The organism is Promicromonospora sp. NPDC060204 (genome assembly GCF_042728455.1).
Lineage (GTDB): Bacteria > Actinomycetota > Actinomycetes > Actinomycetales > Cellulomonadaceae > Promicromonospora.
Window position 1 is genome coordinate 1 of sequence record NZ_JBHWZO010000159.1, and the last position, 14,588, is coordinate 14,588.

At 73.5% G+C, this 14,588-nt stretch carries 11 protein-coding genes and 1 pseudogene; 2 read left to right on the forward strand and 10 right to left on the reverse strand.

Translation table 11 applies throughout. The annotated features are described in order from the left end of the window. Positions 1–69: 69 nt before the first annotated feature. The 8 genes and pseudogenes from ACFWEJ_RS19005 to ACFWEJ_RS19040 form a co-directional block, all read right to left on the reverse strand. Positions 70–1,464: an NtaA/DmoA family FMN-dependent monooxygenase gene (locus ACFWEJ_RS19005; RefSeq protein WP_377230756.1), complete on the reverse strand. Its 1,395-nt coding sequence runs from the start codon at positions 1,462–1,464 to the stop codon at positions 70–72. A 9-nt stretch (positions 1,465–1,473) separates the two neighbouring features. After that, positions 1,474–2,667, reverse strand: coding sequence for an LLM class flavin-dependent oxidoreductase (locus ACFWEJ_RS19010; protein WP_377230757.1), 1,194 nt, complete (start codon positions 2,665–2,667; stop codon positions 1,474–1,476). A gap of 219 nt (positions 2,668–2,886) precedes the next feature. Next, positions 2,887–3,882, reverse strand: a complete 996-nt coding sequence (locus ACFWEJ_RS19015; protein ID WP_377230758.1) for an aldo/keto reductase — start codon at positions 3,880–3,882, stop codon at positions 2,887–2,889. After that, complete coding sequence (locus ACFWEJ_RS19020; protein WP_377230759.1) at positions 3,879–5,336, reverse strand: LLM class flavin-dependent oxidoreductase; 1,458 nt, start codon at positions 5,334–5,336, stop codon at positions 3,879–3,881. Before ACFWEJ_RS19020 ends, ACFWEJ_RS19015 begins: the two co-directional genes overlap by 4 nt. Positions 5,337–5,377: 41 nt before the next feature. Then, entirely contained in the window at positions 5,378–7,060 is a 1,683-nt protein-coding gene (locus tag ACFWEJ_RS19025) for a dipeptide ABC transporter ATP-binding protein (protein WP_377230760.1), read from the reverse strand. Beyond that, a complete protein-coding gene (locus ACFWEJ_RS19030) occupies positions 7,047–7,970 on the reverse strand; it encodes an ABC transporter permease (RefSeq protein ID WP_377230761.1) in 924 nt (307 codons plus the stop codon). Before ACFWEJ_RS19030 ends, ACFWEJ_RS19025 begins: the two co-directional genes overlap by 14 nt. Next, positions 7,970–8,917 (reverse strand): ABC transporter permease, encoded by a 948-nt coding sequence (locus ACFWEJ_RS19035; protein WP_377230762.1) that lies wholly within the window; start codon positions 8,915–8,917, stop codon positions 7,970–7,972. The genes ACFWEJ_RS19030 and ACFWEJ_RS19035 overlap by 1 nt, the downstream gene beginning before the upstream one ends. A gap of 1 nt (position 8,918) precedes the next feature. Next, positions 8,919–10,750 (reverse strand): annotated as a pseudogene (locus tag ACFWEJ_RS19040) (ABC transporter substrate-binding protein). Positions 10,751–10,806: 56 nt separating this feature from the next. On the opposite strand from ACFWEJ_RS19040, the gene ACFWEJ_RS19045 reads away from it, so the two are divergent. Next, positions 10,807–11,862, forward strand: coding sequence for an NADPH-dependent oxidoreductase (locus ACFWEJ_RS19045; protein WP_377230763.1), 1,056 nt, complete (start codon positions 10,807–10,809; stop codon positions 11,860–11,862). Positions 11,863–11,947: 85 nt separating this feature from the next. Next, entirely contained in the window at positions 11,948–12,967 is a 1,020-nt protein-coding gene (locus ACFWEJ_RS19050) for an aldo/keto reductase (RefSeq protein WP_377230764.1), read from the forward strand. A gap of 142 nt (positions 12,968–13,109) precedes the next feature. On the opposite strand, the gene ACFWEJ_RS19055 is transcribed toward ACFWEJ_RS19050, so the two are convergent. Both ACFWEJ_RS19055 and ACFWEJ_RS19060 read right to left on the reverse strand, forming a co-directional pair. Then, complete coding sequence (locus tag ACFWEJ_RS19055) at positions 13,110–13,673, reverse strand: flavin reductase family protein (RefSeq protein WP_377230765.1); 564 nt, start codon at positions 13,671–13,673, stop codon at positions 13,110–13,112. Beyond that, positions 13,670–14,311 (reverse strand): NAD(P)H-dependent oxidoreductase, encoded by a 642-nt coding sequence (locus tag ACFWEJ_RS19060; protein WP_377230766.1) that lies wholly within the window; start codon positions 14,309–14,311, stop codon positions 13,670–13,672. Before ACFWEJ_RS19060 ends, ACFWEJ_RS19055 begins: the two co-directional genes overlap by 4 nt. Positions 14,312–14,588 lie beyond the last annotated feature (277 nt).

Below are 14,588 nucleotides of genomic sequence, written 5' to 3' on the forward strand. Positions count from 1 at the left end.
GCCCGGAACCGGGTGGTTTTCGGGCCGAATCGCTGGGTAGAAGCGCACCATGGGGGCGCGCGGCGGCGGTTACGCCGCGCCGACGGCGGCGGTGCCCGCGGCCGCGCGGCGGGTGAGCGGGGCGCGCAGGCCCAGGTGCTCGCGCAGGGTGGTCCCCGTGTACGACGTCGGGTAGGCGCCCCGCTCCTGCAGCTCGGGCACCACCCGGTCGACGATGTCGTCCAGGCCGGACGGCACGATCCACGGGCTGATGTTGAAGCCGTCGACGGCGCCGGTGCGCACCCACCGGATCAGGTCCTGCGCCACCGCGGCCGGCGTGCCCTGGAACCCGCGCTCGCTGCTGTTGCGCACCACGAGCTCGCGGATCGACAGGTGCTCGGCCTCCGCCAGCGCCCGCCACCGCGCCGCGATCTCGCGGGTCCGCGCGCCCGTGGTGGCGGAGCCACGCTCGCCGCCCAGCTCCTCGACCACCGGGTCGTGCGCGGGCAGCGGGCCGTCCGGGTCGTAGCCCGACAGGTCCTCGCCCCAGACGTTGCCGACGATCGAGAGCGCCGTGGCGGGGGTGACCTGGTTCCAGCGCACCCAGCGGGCCTTCTCCTCGGCGTCGGCGGGCGTGTCGCCCACGATGACGCCGGTGCCCGGGAAGATCTTGACGTCGTCCTCGGGGCGGCCCGCGGCCACGGCCCGGCGGCGGATGTCGGCGGCGAACTCCAGCGCCTCGGCCAGCACCGACCCGTGGCGCGAGAAGATCACGTCCGCGTTGGCGGCCGCGAAGTCCCGGCCCTGCGGCGAGTCGCCCGCCTGGAAGATGATCGGGTGCCCCTGCGGGCTGCGCGGCGTGGTGGGGTCGAGCTCGACGTCGAACAGGGCGCTGTGCTCGGAGACGTGCGCGACCGTCCCGCTGAACGCGTCGCTGCCGCCCGTGTCCGGGAAGGCGTCCCAGATCTGGCGGGCGACGTCGAGCTGCCCCTGCGCCCGGTCGTAGCGCAGGGCGTGGTCGAGGTAGCCGCCGCGGCGGAAGTTGGCCCCGGTCCAGGCGTTGTCGGTGGTCACGACGTTCCAGGCGGCCCGGCCGCCGGACAGCACGTCCAGGCTCTGCAGCCGCCGGGCCAGGTCGGCCGGGTCGTTGTACGTGGTGTTCTGGGTGGCGACCAGGCCGATGTGCGTGGTGATCGCGGCCAGCGCGGCGAGCTGCGTGATCGCGTCCGGGCGGCCCACCACGTCGAGGTCGTGCAGGGCGCCGCGCGACTCGCGCAGCCGCAGGCCCTCACCGAGGAAGAACGCGTCGAACAGCCCGCGCTCCGCCGTCCGGATCACGCGCTCGAACGTGGCGAAGTCGGTCTGCGACCCGGATTCCGGGTCGGACCAGATGGTGGTGTGGTTGACGCCCTGGAAGAAGACGCCGAAGTGCACCTGGGCGTCGGGGCGGGTCACGGGGAGGTCGGTCACGGGCAGGTCGGACATGGGGTCTCCTCAGGCGCTCGCCGCGTCCGCCTGGACGCGGGTGTCGTAGCGGTTGGCGGGGCGCGGCAGCCCGAGGGACTCGCGCAGCGTGGCACCGGCGCGCGGCGCCGCGGTGAGCCGAGCGGCGCGCAGGGCGGGCAGGACGTCGCGCGCGAGCACGGGCAGGTCGACGTCGAGCACGGCGGGCAGGAGCCGCACGCCGTCGACCGGGCGCCAGCCGTCCGGGCCCGGGGTGGCGAGCTCGGTGAGCAAGGTGACGAGCCCGGCGGCGTCGCCCGCATAGCGCAGGGCGCGCGTGTCCCACGGCGAGCGGACGCCGGTGGGCGTGCTGGCGTCCAGCACCGCGAGCCGGTCCGCGCCGGTGCGGCCGCCGGCGTCGAGCACCACCTCGAGGTCGACGCCGACGAGCGGCGAGTGCTCGCGTGCGGCCTCCGCGTTGCCGCGGGCCGCGCCCACACCGGCGCCGCCGACCAGCGTGACGTCGACGAGCCGCTCCGCGTCACCGGGACGGTCGCCGGGGCCGGTGCCGGCGCGCGCCGGCGGCACCTCGCCGTCGGCGGCCAGCACCACGAGCTGCCCCTGGGGCGGCCGGGGCGTGATGAGCGGGCCCTTGACCGAGAACGTCTCGCCCTCGAAGTCGACATGGTGGATCCGGTCGCGGTCGATGTACCGGCCGGTGGCGACGTCGCGGATCACGGCGTCGTCCTCCCACGAGTCCCACAGGTCCCGGACCACGCGCACGACGTCGCGCGCCTCGCGGGTCACGTCGCCCACCACGGGGCGGCCGTAGGCGTCCGCGGTCGCGGCGTCCCGGGTCACCGCGGCGAGCCAGCCGGCGCGGCCGGCCGCCGCGATGTCCAGCGACGCGAGCTGCGCCGCGACGTGGAAGGGCTCCGGGTAGGTGGTCGGCACCTGCGGCACCAGCCCGATCGCCGTCGTCGTGCGGGACACGAACGCGGCACGCGTGACGGACTCCAGGCGGGCCGACGCCGGCGAACCGGGTACCGCCGGGAGCAGCGCGTCCGTGAAGGAGACGAAGGTGAGGCCGGCGTGCTCAGCCTGCCGGACCGTGCGGGCCAGCCGGGCGCCGGACACGAGGTCGGCGCCCGCGAGGCGCGCGACGACGGCGGCCGCCGGGTGCGCGCCCGCGCCGTCGGCGTCGAGCCCGACGAAGAAGGGCGAAGGGGGCTGTGGAGCGGGCAAGAGAACCTCCGGTGTCGTCGCGGCGCACCCCCGCGGACCTGCCGCGGACGCCGACCGCGCGCAACATAGCCCCGCCCCACCAGGACGCAATGGCCCTGCCGGATCGTCTCGCCATCCGGTCGCCGGTCACCCACGAGCGGTGTTGAGCACAGCAGTTGCTGCCAGAGAACGTCCCTCTCTGGCGGCAACTGCTGTGCTCAACACCGACACCGACCGGTGTCAGCCGACGCGGCCCGGGCCGCCCGTGAGGGTGCCCGGGAGAAGGTCGCGGAGCTCCTGCTCCTCCTCCGGGGTGGGGACCCAGCGGGTCGCCGCCAGGTTCTCGTCGAGCTGCTCCGGCACCGTGATGCCCGTGATCACGCTGGTCACCGTGGGCTGCGCCAGGAGCCAGCCCAGGGCGAGCGCGCTCGGCGTCACGCCCCGGTCGGCGGCGAACCGCTCGAACTTCTCCAGCGCGTCCCACGGCGCCTCGCCGAGCAGGTACGTCTTGAGGTTGGTGATCTTGGCGCCCTCCGGCGCGTTGTCCCGCGAGTACTTGCCGGTCAGCAGCCCGTTCTGGAGCGGGAAGTACGGCAGGAACCCCAGGCCGAAGTGCTCCAGGGCGCCGATCAGCTCCTCCTCCGGCTTGCGCCACAGCAGGCTGTACTCGTCGGTCGTGGAGACGAACCGGCCGTAGCCGCGGGCCGCGGCCACGTGGTCGGCGTCGGCGAGCTGCCAGGCCTTGAAGTTGGACGCGCCCACGTACCGCACCTTGCCGTCGCGCACCAGCGTGTCGAGCGCGGAGAGGGTCTCCTCGATCGGCGTGAACGGGTCCGGGAAGTGGATCTGGTACAGGTCGATGTAGTCGGTGCCGAGCCGGCGCAGGCTGTCCTCGACCGCGGCCAGGACGTACTTGCGCGCCCCGGTCCGGCCGTACGAGGGCCCGCGGTCCGTCGCCAGCGACCGGCCGAACTTGGTGCCGATCACCACCTGGTCGCGCCGTCCGGCCAGCGCCGTGCCGAACAGCTCCTCGGACAGGCCGGTGCGGTCGCCGTAGCCCTCGGCGACGTCGAAGTAGGTCACGCCCAGGTCGATGGCGCGGTCCACGATCCGGTTGACCTGCTCCTGCCCGACGGCGCGCATGCCGCTGCGGCCGAACGTGCTGGCACCCACGCCCAGCTCGGACAGGACCAGGCCGGAGCGCCCGAGCGCGCGGTACCCGTCGGGGAGCGTCATGCGCGCGCCTCCTGTGCCGCGAACTGGTTCGGCGGCACCGGCAGCCCGAAGTGCCCGCGGAACGTGTCCGCCTCGTACTCGGTGCGGAACACGCCCTTGTCCTGCAGGATCGGCACCACCTGCCCGGTGAACCGCTCGAGCTGGTCGAGCATGGCAGGCGACTGGATGTTGAAGCCGTCGGCGGCGCCCTGCTCGAACCACTCGATGAGCGTGCCCGCGACGTCGTCCGCCGTGCCGATCGCGAGCGGGAAGCCGCCCCCGATGGAGTTGTGCAGCAGGTCCCGGCCGCGCACGGTGCCCGCCTCGACGGTGCGGCCGGTGCGGTCGGCGATGGTGCGCAGCAGCTTCTGCCCGACGTCGTTCAGCTCGGCCGCGAGCGACGGCGTCAGCACGCCGTCCAGGCCCAGCGGGCGCAGGTCGGCGCCGGTGCGCTCGCCGATCGAGCGCAGGCTGCGCGCGCCCATCGGCAGGGGCGCCCGGCCCCGCTGCGCCGCCTGGAACGCCTCGCTCGTGTAGTAGTCGTCGCCCTGGTCGCCGGCCACAGGGTCGTCGTCGACTGGGAGGCCCGCGTTCAGGCGGTCGAAGAGGTCGATCGCCTCCTCGCGCGTGTCACCGATGACGGGCGTGATGCCGGGCAGGAAGAAGATCGGCTCCTCCCGGCCGCGCAGGCGCAGGGCCCGCGCGCGGACGTCGGCGTTGAACTCCGCCGAGACCTCCCGGGTGGGCGGGCCGGTGAAGTTGATGTCGCAGTACTGCGCCGTGAGCTCGCGGGACAGCTCGGAGCCGCCCGCGTACAGCAGCGGCACGTGGCCCTGCGGCGGGCGCAGCATGGGCAGCGTGCCGGCCACGGAGAAGAACTCGCCCTGGTGCTCCAGCCGGTGGATCTTGCTCGGGTCGAGGTACTGCCCCGACTCCTTGTCCTGGAGGTACGTGCCGTCCTCGACGCTGTCCCAGAGCTTGCGGATGACGTCGATGAACTCGGCCGCCCGGCGGTAGCGGCTCTCGCCGCCCAGGTCGGGCAGGCTGAAGTTCTTGGCCGCGAGGTCGTTCGCGCCGAGCACCACGTTCCAGGCCAGGCGCCCGCCGCTGAGGTGGTCCAGCGAGGCGGTCAGCCGGGCCAGGATGTACGGCTCGTAGAAGGTCGGGTGCGCGGTCACCGCGAGCCCGATCTTCGAGGACTGCAGCGCGAGCTGCGAGGCCAGCGTGAACGGTTCGAGGCGCCCGGCGTTGTGCGTAGTCCCGTAGTGCTCGCGGTAGACGTCGCCCGGGAGCGTGTCGCCGAGGAAGAAGAAGTCGAACTTCGCGTCCTCGACCAGCTTGAGGACCTGCGCAGGGTAGGCCAGACCGAAGGGGTCGGGCGTGGCCGACTCCGGCAGCCGCCAGCCACCCCAGTGGGTCCCGTTCAGCCAGTACATGTATCCGAGGTGCAGCTGGCGCTGTGCCGGCTCGCCCATGGCGGAGTCCTTTCGTCTGATGCGGTGGTGCTTCGTTCTTGTTACTGCGCAGGGGTGCCCGCCGCCGCGGAGGCCGGCGCCGCCCCCGGGATGGAGGCGAGCAGCCGGCGGACGTAGTCCGTCCGGGGCCGGGAGATGACGTCGGACGCCGGGCCGTGCTCGACGACGTCGCCGTGCCGGAGCACGAGGACCTCGTCGGACAGCTCCGCGACGACGCCGAGGTCGTGCGAGACGAACAGGTACGTCAGCGAGAGCCGGTCCTGGAGGTCGAGCAGCAGGTCGAGGATCTGCCGCCGCACGGTGACGTCGAGCGCGGAGACGGGCTCGTCGAGCACCAGCACCTCGGGGTGCGGCGCGAGCGCGCGGGCGATCGCGACCCGCTGCCGCTGGCCGCCGGACAGCTCGGCCGTGTAGCGGTCGGCCACCGACGCCGGCAGGCCCGTCTGCTCCAGCAGCTCGTCGACCCGCCGGGCGCGTTCGGCGGCGCCCCGCCGGCCCGACCCGCCGATCCGGTGGCCGGTCAGCGGCTCCTCCAGGATCGACCGCACGACGGTGCGCGGGTTCAGCGAGGCGAACGGGTCCTGGTAGACCATCTGCACCTTGCGGTACAGCGAGGCCTGGCCGGCGCCCCGGCGGTGGTGGACCACGGGCTCGCCGTCCACCGTGACGGTGCCGGAGCTCGGCGGCGTCAGGCCCGCCAGGAGGCGGACCAGCGTGGTCTTGCCCGACCCGGACTCGCCCACGATTCCGAGCGTGGTGCCCCGCCGCACCTCGAAGCTCGCCCCGGCCACGGCGGTGACCGCCGTCCGGCCGCGGTGGGCGCGGAACGTCTTGGCGACGTCGCGAGCCCGGACCACCACGGGGGCGTCGGCGGGGACCCGGGTGGCGGTGCGCTCCTGCCGCGCAGCGGCGGCGTCGGCCCCGGAGAAGCCGAGCGAGGACGACCGCAGGAGCTGCTCGGTGTAGCCGTCCCCGGGGTCGGCCACGACCTCGCGCGTGCGGCCGGAGCGCACCAGGACGCCGTCCTTGAGCACGGCGATCTCGTCCGCCCGCTCGGCCGCGACCCCGAGGTCGTGCGTGACGAGCAGCACGGCGAGGTCGTTCTCTGCGGCCAGGCCGCCCAGCAGGTCGAGGATCGTCTTCTGGACGGTGACGTCCAGGGCGGTGGTGGGCTCGTCGGCGACGAGCAGCCGCGGCCCTGTGGACATCGCCGCGGCGATGAGCACGCGCTGGCACATGCCGCCGGACAGCTCGTGCGGGTAGGCGCCGTAGATCTTCTCGGGGTCGCGCAGCCCGACCTTGCCGAACAGCTCGATGACGCGCTCGCGGCGCTCCGCCTTGCCGGCCAGGCCGTGGGCGCGCAGCGGCTCGCCCGCCTGGACGCCCACGCGCAGGAGCGGGTTGAGGCCGAGCAGGGCGTCCTGCGGGATGTACCCGATGTCCTTGCCGCGGATCGCGCGGCGCTCGCGCTCCGGCAGGCCCGTCAGCTCCCGCCCGGCAAAGGTCACGTGCCCGGCGGTCACGCGGCCGTTCTCGGGCAGGGTGCCGGTGACGGTGCGGCCCAGGGTCGACTTGCCCGAGCCGGACTCGCCGACCAGCGCCAGCACCTGGCCGGGACGCAGCGAGAGGCTGACGTCGTCGAGCACGCGGACCGGGGGACGGCCGGGCAGTGCGAACTGGGCGCTGACGCCGTCGAGGGTGAGCAGGGGTTCAGGCGACGACACGGGTTCTCCCTCGGTCGATCGACCGGCCGATGCGATACACGGCCAGCACGGAGACGACGATCACGAGGCCGGGCAGCAGGCTCAGCCACCACTGCGCGGCGATGAAGGTGCGGCCCTCGGCCACGAGCAGGCCCCACTCGGGCGTGGGCGGCGGGGCGCCGAGGCCGAGGAAGCTCAGCGAGGCGACGGTGAGGATGGCGCTGCCGATCTCCATCGTCGCGTAGGCCAGCACCGACCGGGTGGCGTTCGGCACGACGTGCCGCAGCAGCCGGTAGGCGTAGCCGTGGCCGGCGAACACCGACGCCTCGACGTACCGGGCGCCCGCGACCTTGAGCACCTCGGACCGCATGAGACGGGCGAAGGTCGCGGTGCTGTTGATCCCGATGGCCACGGCGATGTTGAGGGTGCCGTGGCCCAGCGCCGAGATGATCGCCAGCGACACGATGAGGCTCGGCACGGCGAGCATGACGTCGACGACGCGCATCAGCACGCTGTCGAGCCAGCCGCGCACCGCGCCCGCGACGAGCCCGATCAGCGAGCCGCTGACCAGGCCGATCAGCACCGCGATCACCGCGGCCTGCAGGGACAGCCGGGTGCCGTGCACGGTGCGCGTGAACTGGTCGCGCCCCAGGTCGTCGGTGCCGAAGAAGTGCTCGGGACCGGGCGGGAGCAGCATCGCGTCGCCGTTCTGCGCCAGCGGGTCGCCCGGCGCGAACAGCGTCGGGGCGAGCGCCGCCGTGACGATCAGCACCAGCCACACGTACGACACCAGCAGGCTGGGCGTGCGAGCGACGTCGAGCAGGCGGGCGAGCCACCTGCGGCGTCGTCCCGCGCCCGGAAGGGCCGGGGACGGCGCGGCCGGACCCGCCGGATCCGCGGCGACCGCCGCCTTGGTCTCGGTGACGCTCATCAGCCCTCCAGCCGGATGCGCTTGTCGACCAGGGGGTAGACCAGGTCGACGACGAAGTTGACGGTCACGAAGATCAGCGCGCTCACCGTGACGGCGACCAGCACGACCGGCATGTCGCGGCCGTTGACGGAGTCGACGACGAGCCGGCCGATGCCGGGCCGCGAGAACACCGTCTCCGTGAGCACGGTGCCGCCGACCATGACGCCGATGAGCGTCCCGAGCGCCGTGATCACGGGCAGCGACGCGTTGCGCAGGGCGTGCCGCACCACGACGTCGAACCGGCTCAGCCCCCAGCTGCGCGCCGTCTCGATGTAGGGCGAGGTCAGCGCGCCGCGCAGGTTGGCCGTCAGGAGCTGGGAGATGGTCCCGCCGCCGGCCACGGCGATCGACAGCGAGGCCACCAGCAGGCCCAGGAACGTCCGGTCGCCGAAGGCGTCGATCCAGCCGAGCCGGAACGCGACGAGCTGTACCAGCACGAGCGCCACCAGGAACGGCGGGAGCGAGACCGCGACCGGCGGCAGCGAGACGAGCAGCTCGCGCAGCAGCCGCCAGTCGGTCAGCTCGATGACCACGGACAGAGCGACCCCGAGCAGCACCGCCAGCGCCAGGCCCAGGAACGCGAGCTGCAGCGTGGCCGGGAAGGCCTCGAAGAACACCTCGACGGCGGGCCGGCGCTGGTAGAGGCTGTCCCCGAAGTCCCCGAGGACGGCGCCCGACAGCGCGTCCCCGTACTGCACGAGGACCGGGCGGTCCAGGCCGAGCAGCTCGCGCTGCTCGGCCAGGAGCTGCTCGACGTCGCCGCCGGAGGCGCCCATCGTCAGGCCGCCCGCCGCGTCGCCGGGGACGATGTAGAGCAGGAAGAACGCCCCGGTGAATGCGCCCCACACCACGATCGCGGCGTAGGCCAGCCGCCGCAGGGCGTACTTCAGCAGCCCGTGCCTCAGCACCTCACTTCTCCGAGAGCCAGGCGTTGTAGAGGTACTGGTCCAGGCCCACCGGCTGGATGTCGTGCACCGTCGGCTGGAACGCCCAGATGTCGGTGTCGTTCACGATCGGCAGCACGTAGGCGTCCTCGACCAGGAGCTGGGCGGCCTCGTCGACGATCTTCTGCCGCGCCTCCGGCTCGATCACGGTGTTCTGCTCCTGGAGCAGGTCGTCGAGCCGCTGGCCGGTCTTGTCGTCGTCCGCGATGAACGAGCGGTTCGAGCCCGTCTCGACGCCGTAGTTGGCGCGCAGCACGTCGGGGTCCGGCGTGGAGTGGTACCAGTAGGCGATGTCGTACTCGCCCGAGAGCAGCTTCTCGTTCGCCTCGGCGTCCAGCGGCGGGTCGAGGACCAGCTCGATGCCGAGCTCCTTCCACTGCGCCTGCACCACCTGCTCGGCCGCGCCGTCCCGCGGGAAGCGGAAGGAGAGCCGGTCGCCGTCGGCGTTGACGCGGATGCCGTCCTCACCCGTCTCGGACCAGCCGGCCTCGTCCAGGAGCTGCTTCGACAGCTCCGGGTCGTAGGTGAGGTACTCGCTCTGGTCGGAGTAGAAGGGGTTGGCCTTGCTGAGCGGGCCCGTCGCGGCCTCGTCGTAGCCGCCGGAGACCAGCTTGGTGAACTCCGCGCGGTCGATGCCGTGCTGGAGCGCCTGGCGCACCCGGACGTCCTTCAGGACCTTCGACGAGGTGTTGACCGGCCACTCCGTGCCCGTCGCGGGGTTGGTGGTCTCGGTGATGGTCAGGCCGGCGGCCTCGAGCTGGTCCACGTACTTCGCGTTGACCCAGTAGACGAACTGGAGCTCCTCGCCGCCGATGACGGCGCCGTTGCGCACGGAGTCCTCCGGGATGATCTGTAGACCACCTCGTCGAGGTACGCCGGCCCGCTGCGCCCGAAGTACTCGGGTGCCCAGTCGTAGTCCGCGCGCTTCTTCAGCACGATGCGCTGGTTGGGCGTGTACTCCTCCAGGTAGAACGGGCCGGAGCCGTCCAGGAACTTCTGGCGCTCCTCGACCGGGAGCGCGGCGGTCTTCGCCGACACGATGCCGGCGTGCGCGCGCGACAGGCTCACGAGGAACGCGGCGTTCGGCTTGGCGAACTCCACCTCGACCACGTGCTCGGACGGCGTCCGGATCTCCTTGATGCCCTCGACGATGGTCTTGGCGCTGGAGTGGATGCCGGGGCGGTCGAGGCTCTCGAAGTTCTGCTTGACGACCTCGGACGTGAGCGCGGTGCCGTCGTGGAACGTCACGTCGTCGCGCAGCGTGAACGTGTAGACGCGGGCGTCCTTCACGGTCCACTCCGTGGCCAGCCAGGGCTCGATCTCCTTGGTCTCCGGGTTGAAGAAGACCAGCGAGTCCGTCAGCGCACGGGCGACCGTGCGCCACACCTGGTTGACGACGGCGGCGTCGACGCCGTTGGGCTCCGCGGCCAGCCCGATGTTGAGGGTGCCCCCGGGTCGGTCCTCCTCGGGGACCGGCGCGGACGCGGTGCCGGAGCCGGTGCTGCAGGCGGAGACCACCAGGGACACCAGCACGGCCGCGGTGGCGGCGAGGCGCCACCGTCCAGGCCTCTTCGTGGCGGGCCTTCTCGTCGTGGACACGGTCTTTCTCCTCGGATCGGGAACGTAGGTGACACCGCCCCTTGCAGTGCGGCGGGAATGAGACGGGAAAAAATCCGACGAGTCAACCAATCCGGCAAAGAGTCCATATAGTGGGCGGGCGGCGTCCGCAGCCCTGTCACCAGGCGCGACAGTGCCGCGTGACCCCTGTCCGGGGAGTGAGACGGCGAACTGGGGCATTGACGAAGGGCTCGCAACGTGAGTGTCTGGCCTTCCGTCCACCCCACGGAGCACTCATGACAGCCATCGACGCCTTTCTGGTCACCACCCCGACCGAGACAGCTCCCGCACCGTCGGCCCGCCGGCCGGCCCGGATCACCCGCACACCGCGAGCGCACCAGCCCGCTACCCCGCCCGAGATCGCGCGCGACGAAGCGCACGACTCCTCGCGCGACCCCTCCGAGCACCCCGAGTCGCCCGAGCACGCCGGTCGGCTCGCCGCCGCCCGCGTCCAGGTCGCCGCCCGCTACGGCGTGACCCCGCGCCGCGCCGACACCGCGGCTCCGCAGGTCTCCGCGACCGTCGCCGCGGCGGCGGACCTCCCGCGCTCCGTGCTGGACGTCCAGCTCGCGCACCGCTCGGTCCGGCGGTTCCTGCCCGGACCGCTGCCGCCCTCCGTGCTGCCCACCCTGGTGGCGGCCGCACAGTCAGCGCCCACGACGTCGAACCTCCAGCTCTGGAGCGTCGTGGCCGTCACCGACCCGGCGCGCCTCGCCCGCGTGGCCGCCCTGTCCGGCGAGCAGGCGCACGTCCGGGACGCGCCGCTCCTGCTGGTGTGGGTGGCCGACGTCGCGCGCGTCCGCACCCTCGCCGAGCGCCGGAACACGTCCGTGCACGCGACGGGGTACCTGGAGACCACGGTCACCGCGTACCTGGACACGGCGCTTGCCGCCCAGAACGCCATGGTGGCCGCCGAGTCCCTCGGGCTGGGGACCGTCTACCTCGGCGGGGTCCGCGACCGGCCCGAGGAGCTCGCGGCCGAGCTGCGGCTGCCCCGGGGCACCGCGCCGGTGGTGGGTCTCGTCGTCGGGCGCCCCGACCCGGCCCGCCCGGGACGGGTCAAGCCCCGGCTGCCGCAGGCCGTGGTGCTGCACCACGAGACCTACGACACGGCGCGGCAGCTGCGTCCGCTGGCGGCCTACGAGAAACGCATGACCGACTTCTACCGCGAGGAGGGGCTCGACGGCGGCTGGATCGGGCGCGCCCTGAACCGGCTGCGCGGACCGGGAGCCCTGCGCGGGCGGGACCGGCTGCGGTCGGCGCTGACAGCGCTGGGCCTGCCGTCCTGGTGACCGACCGCCCCGCCGGGGCGTCTCGCCATGCGAGAGCCTGCGGGCGGACCTTGCCGACGGCGGGGCGGGGTGGTCGGCTGCGGGCATGACCACTGCCAGCAGTCCCACCCCGCCCGTCCCCACCCGCACGCTGGGCTCCGGCCCGCACGCCCTGACCGTCTCTGCGGTCGGGTTCGGCGGCATGTCCGTCGCCGACTCGTACGGTCCGGCCGACGCCGCCGAGGCCGAGGCGGTGCTGCTGCGCGCGCTCGACCTCGGCGTCACCCTGATCGACACCGCCGACGTCTACGGCCACGGCCGCAACGAGGAGCTGATCGGCCGGGTGCTGGGCCCGCAGCGCGACCGGATCGTGCTGGCGAGCAAGCTCGGCCTGCCGCCGGCGGGCGGCCACCCCGACGGCCGTCCCGTCGACGGGCGCCCCGAGTACGTGCGCCACGCGATCGACCGGTCGCTGGCCCGCCTGGGCACCGACCACCTCGACCTGTACTACCTGCACCGGGTGGACCCGCAGGTGCCGGTCGAGGAGACGGTCGGCGCGCTGGGCGAGCTCGTGGCGGCGGGCAAGGTGCGCGCGGTCGGGCTGTCCGAGGCCGGCGCCGAGACCGTGCGCCGCGCCCACGCCGTCCACCCGATCACCGCCGTGCAGAGCGAGTACTCGCTGTGGACCCGTGACCCGGAGGACGCCGTGCTGCCCGTGCTGCGCGAGCTCGGCATCGGGTTCGTGCCGTTCTCCCCGCTGGGCCGCGGCATCCTGACCGGCACCGTCGACTCGACCGACACGCTCGCCGCCGACGACGTGCGCCGCAGCCACGCCCGCTACGCCGGCGAGGCGTTCGAGCACAACCGCGCGCTGGTGCGCTCCCTGGAGTCGCTGGCCGCCGAGCGCGACGTGACCACGGCCCAGCTCGCCCTCGCGTGGCTGCTCGCGCAGGGCGACGACGTGGTGCCGATCCCCGGCACCAAGCGGCTGCGCTACCTGGAGCAGAACGTGGCGGCGGCGTCGCTGGCCCTGTCGGCGGACGACGTCGCGGCGATCGGCGCCGTCATCCCGCGCGACGCCGTCCAGGGCGTCCGCCACCCCCGCCCTGACCTCCTGGAGGCGTGAGCGATCGCTGCGGCGGCCGGCGGCGGCCGGCTACCCAGTCATTGGGCCCGAAACGGGGCGAGATTCGGGCACAATGACTGGGTAGCGTCCGGCCGGTAGGCGCGTCCGGCGGGCGCGCGCTCGACTGCCGCGCCGCCCGGCGTCAGATCGTCGTGTCGTCGCCGATGCGGTGGTACGCCCGGTTCTTGTACACCAGGGGAGACGCGGCCGGCTCCCCGCCGTCCTCGGTGAGGCTGGACGCCAGCGCGCGCAGCGAGACGAGGTAGCTGTCGCCGATCGGGGTGCGCTGCACCACCCGGGCCCGGAACCAGGACACGGCGCCGTCGATGACCGGTTCGCCCGTGGGCAGCGGCGTCCAGCCGCCGTCGGCGAAGCGGTCGATGCCGCTCGTGGCGAAGCGGGCGGAGACGTCGTCCTGGTGGTCGGCCAGGAAGCTCACCGCCAGCGTGCTGGCCTCGGAGATCGCGGGCCACGACGACGAGGTCGAGGCGAGCGAGAACGCGAGCAGCGGGGGAGCCGCGGAGACCGAGATGACGGATGTGGCGGTGAACCCGACGGGCCGGTCCTCGTGGAGCAGCGCGACGACGGCGACGCCGGCCGGGTGGTTGCGGAAGACCGTCTTGAACTCGTCGGGGCTGAGCTGGGGCTCGTCCTGCTGGGCCAAGAGCTCCTCCAGGGCGGACAGGTCGATGTTCTCGGCGGTCATCGCGCGACCTCCTCGACACCAGCGGCGGCACCGGCACCAGCACGGGTACCAGCACCAGCACCGACACCGGCCGGAACCCGGGCCTGGACGACGACGCCGGGGCCGGTCGCCCGCCGCAGCGACTCGCCCGCCCGGCTCAGCCAGGCCTCGATCACGCCGTCGAGGTCGGCGAGCTGGCTCTCCGTGACGGTCAGCGAGCGGGCCGGCACCACGGCACCCAGCTCGACGAGCACGGGCCGCAGGTGTACCTCCCCGGCCAGCGCGTGCGCGGGGTTGCCGGAGACCACGAGCGGCACGGCGACCACGCCGGCCAGGCCGTCGTTGCCGTACAGGTCGAGGAAGGCCTTGAGCAGGCCGGTGTAGGCCGCCTTGTAGACGGGCGTGGCGATCACGGCGACGGTGGCGCCGGCGAGACGCTCCTTCGCGGCGTCGGCCTCGGGGTGCTCGGCGGCGAGGACCTGGTCGGCGAACGTGGCCAGGTCGATCGTCGTGACGTCGTCGATACCCAGGTGCGCGGCGATCCGGTGCGCAGCCGCCTCGGCGGCGCGCAGGGTGCGCGACCCGGGACGGGGGTTCCCGGAGACGACGACGACGGTGGGTGCGGGCGGGGTGGCGGTCGGTGCGGTTGATGAGGTCATGGGAGGGCTCCTCGCAACGTGTTGAGCTCGGTGGTCGCGCGGTGGGCGGTTGACCGTGAGGGAGGTATAGGCGGCGAATCGGAAGATGACCAGGAGGAGACCCGGACTTCTCACTATCCGGACCTCGACCTGGACGGAGCGCCTGCCGAAGGCGCGCGCCGGCCCGTTCCCATGACGGTGGAACTCGCCCTGCCGGTCGTCGATTCCCACAGTGCCCGCGCCCCGGGACTGCCCCGACCGGTCAGGGCCGGGACTGCCCCGAACGCTCGGCAAAACG

Bases quoted from the DNA above. Each gene is read 5' to 3' on its own strand.
- ACFWEJ_RS19005 (WP_377230756.1), bottom strand. From the start codon at position 1,464: ATGTCCGACCTGCCCGTGACCGACCTCCCCGTGACCCGCCCCGACGCC.
- ACFWEJ_RS19015 (WP_377230758.1), bottom strand. From the start codon at position 3,882: ATGACGCTCCCCGACGGGTACCGCGCGCTCGGGCGCTCCGGCCTGGTC.
- ACFWEJ_RS19045 (WP_377230763.1), top strand. From the start codon at position 10,807: ATGACAGCCATCGACGCCTTTCTGGTCACCACCCCGACCGAGACAGCT.
- ACFWEJ_RS19060 (WP_377230766.1), bottom strand. From the start codon at position 14,311: ATGACCTCATCAACCGCACCGACCGCCACCCCGCCCGCACCCACCGTC.
- ACFWEJ_RS19050 (WP_377230764.1), top strand. From the start codon at position 11,948: ATGACCACTGCCAGCAGTCCCACCCCGCCCGTCCCCACCCGCACGCTG.
- ACFWEJ_RS19055 (WP_377230765.1), bottom strand. From the start codon at position 13,673: ATGACCGCCGAGAACATCGACCTGTCCGCCCTGGAGGAGCTCTTGGCC.
- ACFWEJ_RS19020 (WP_377230759.1), bottom strand. From the start codon at position 5,336: ATGGGCGAGCCGGCACAGCGCCAGCTGCACCTCGGATACATGTACTGG.
- ACFWEJ_RS19030 (WP_377230761.1), bottom strand. From the start codon at position 7,970: ATGAGCGTCACCGAGACCAAGGCGGCGGTCGCCGCGGATCCGGCGGGT.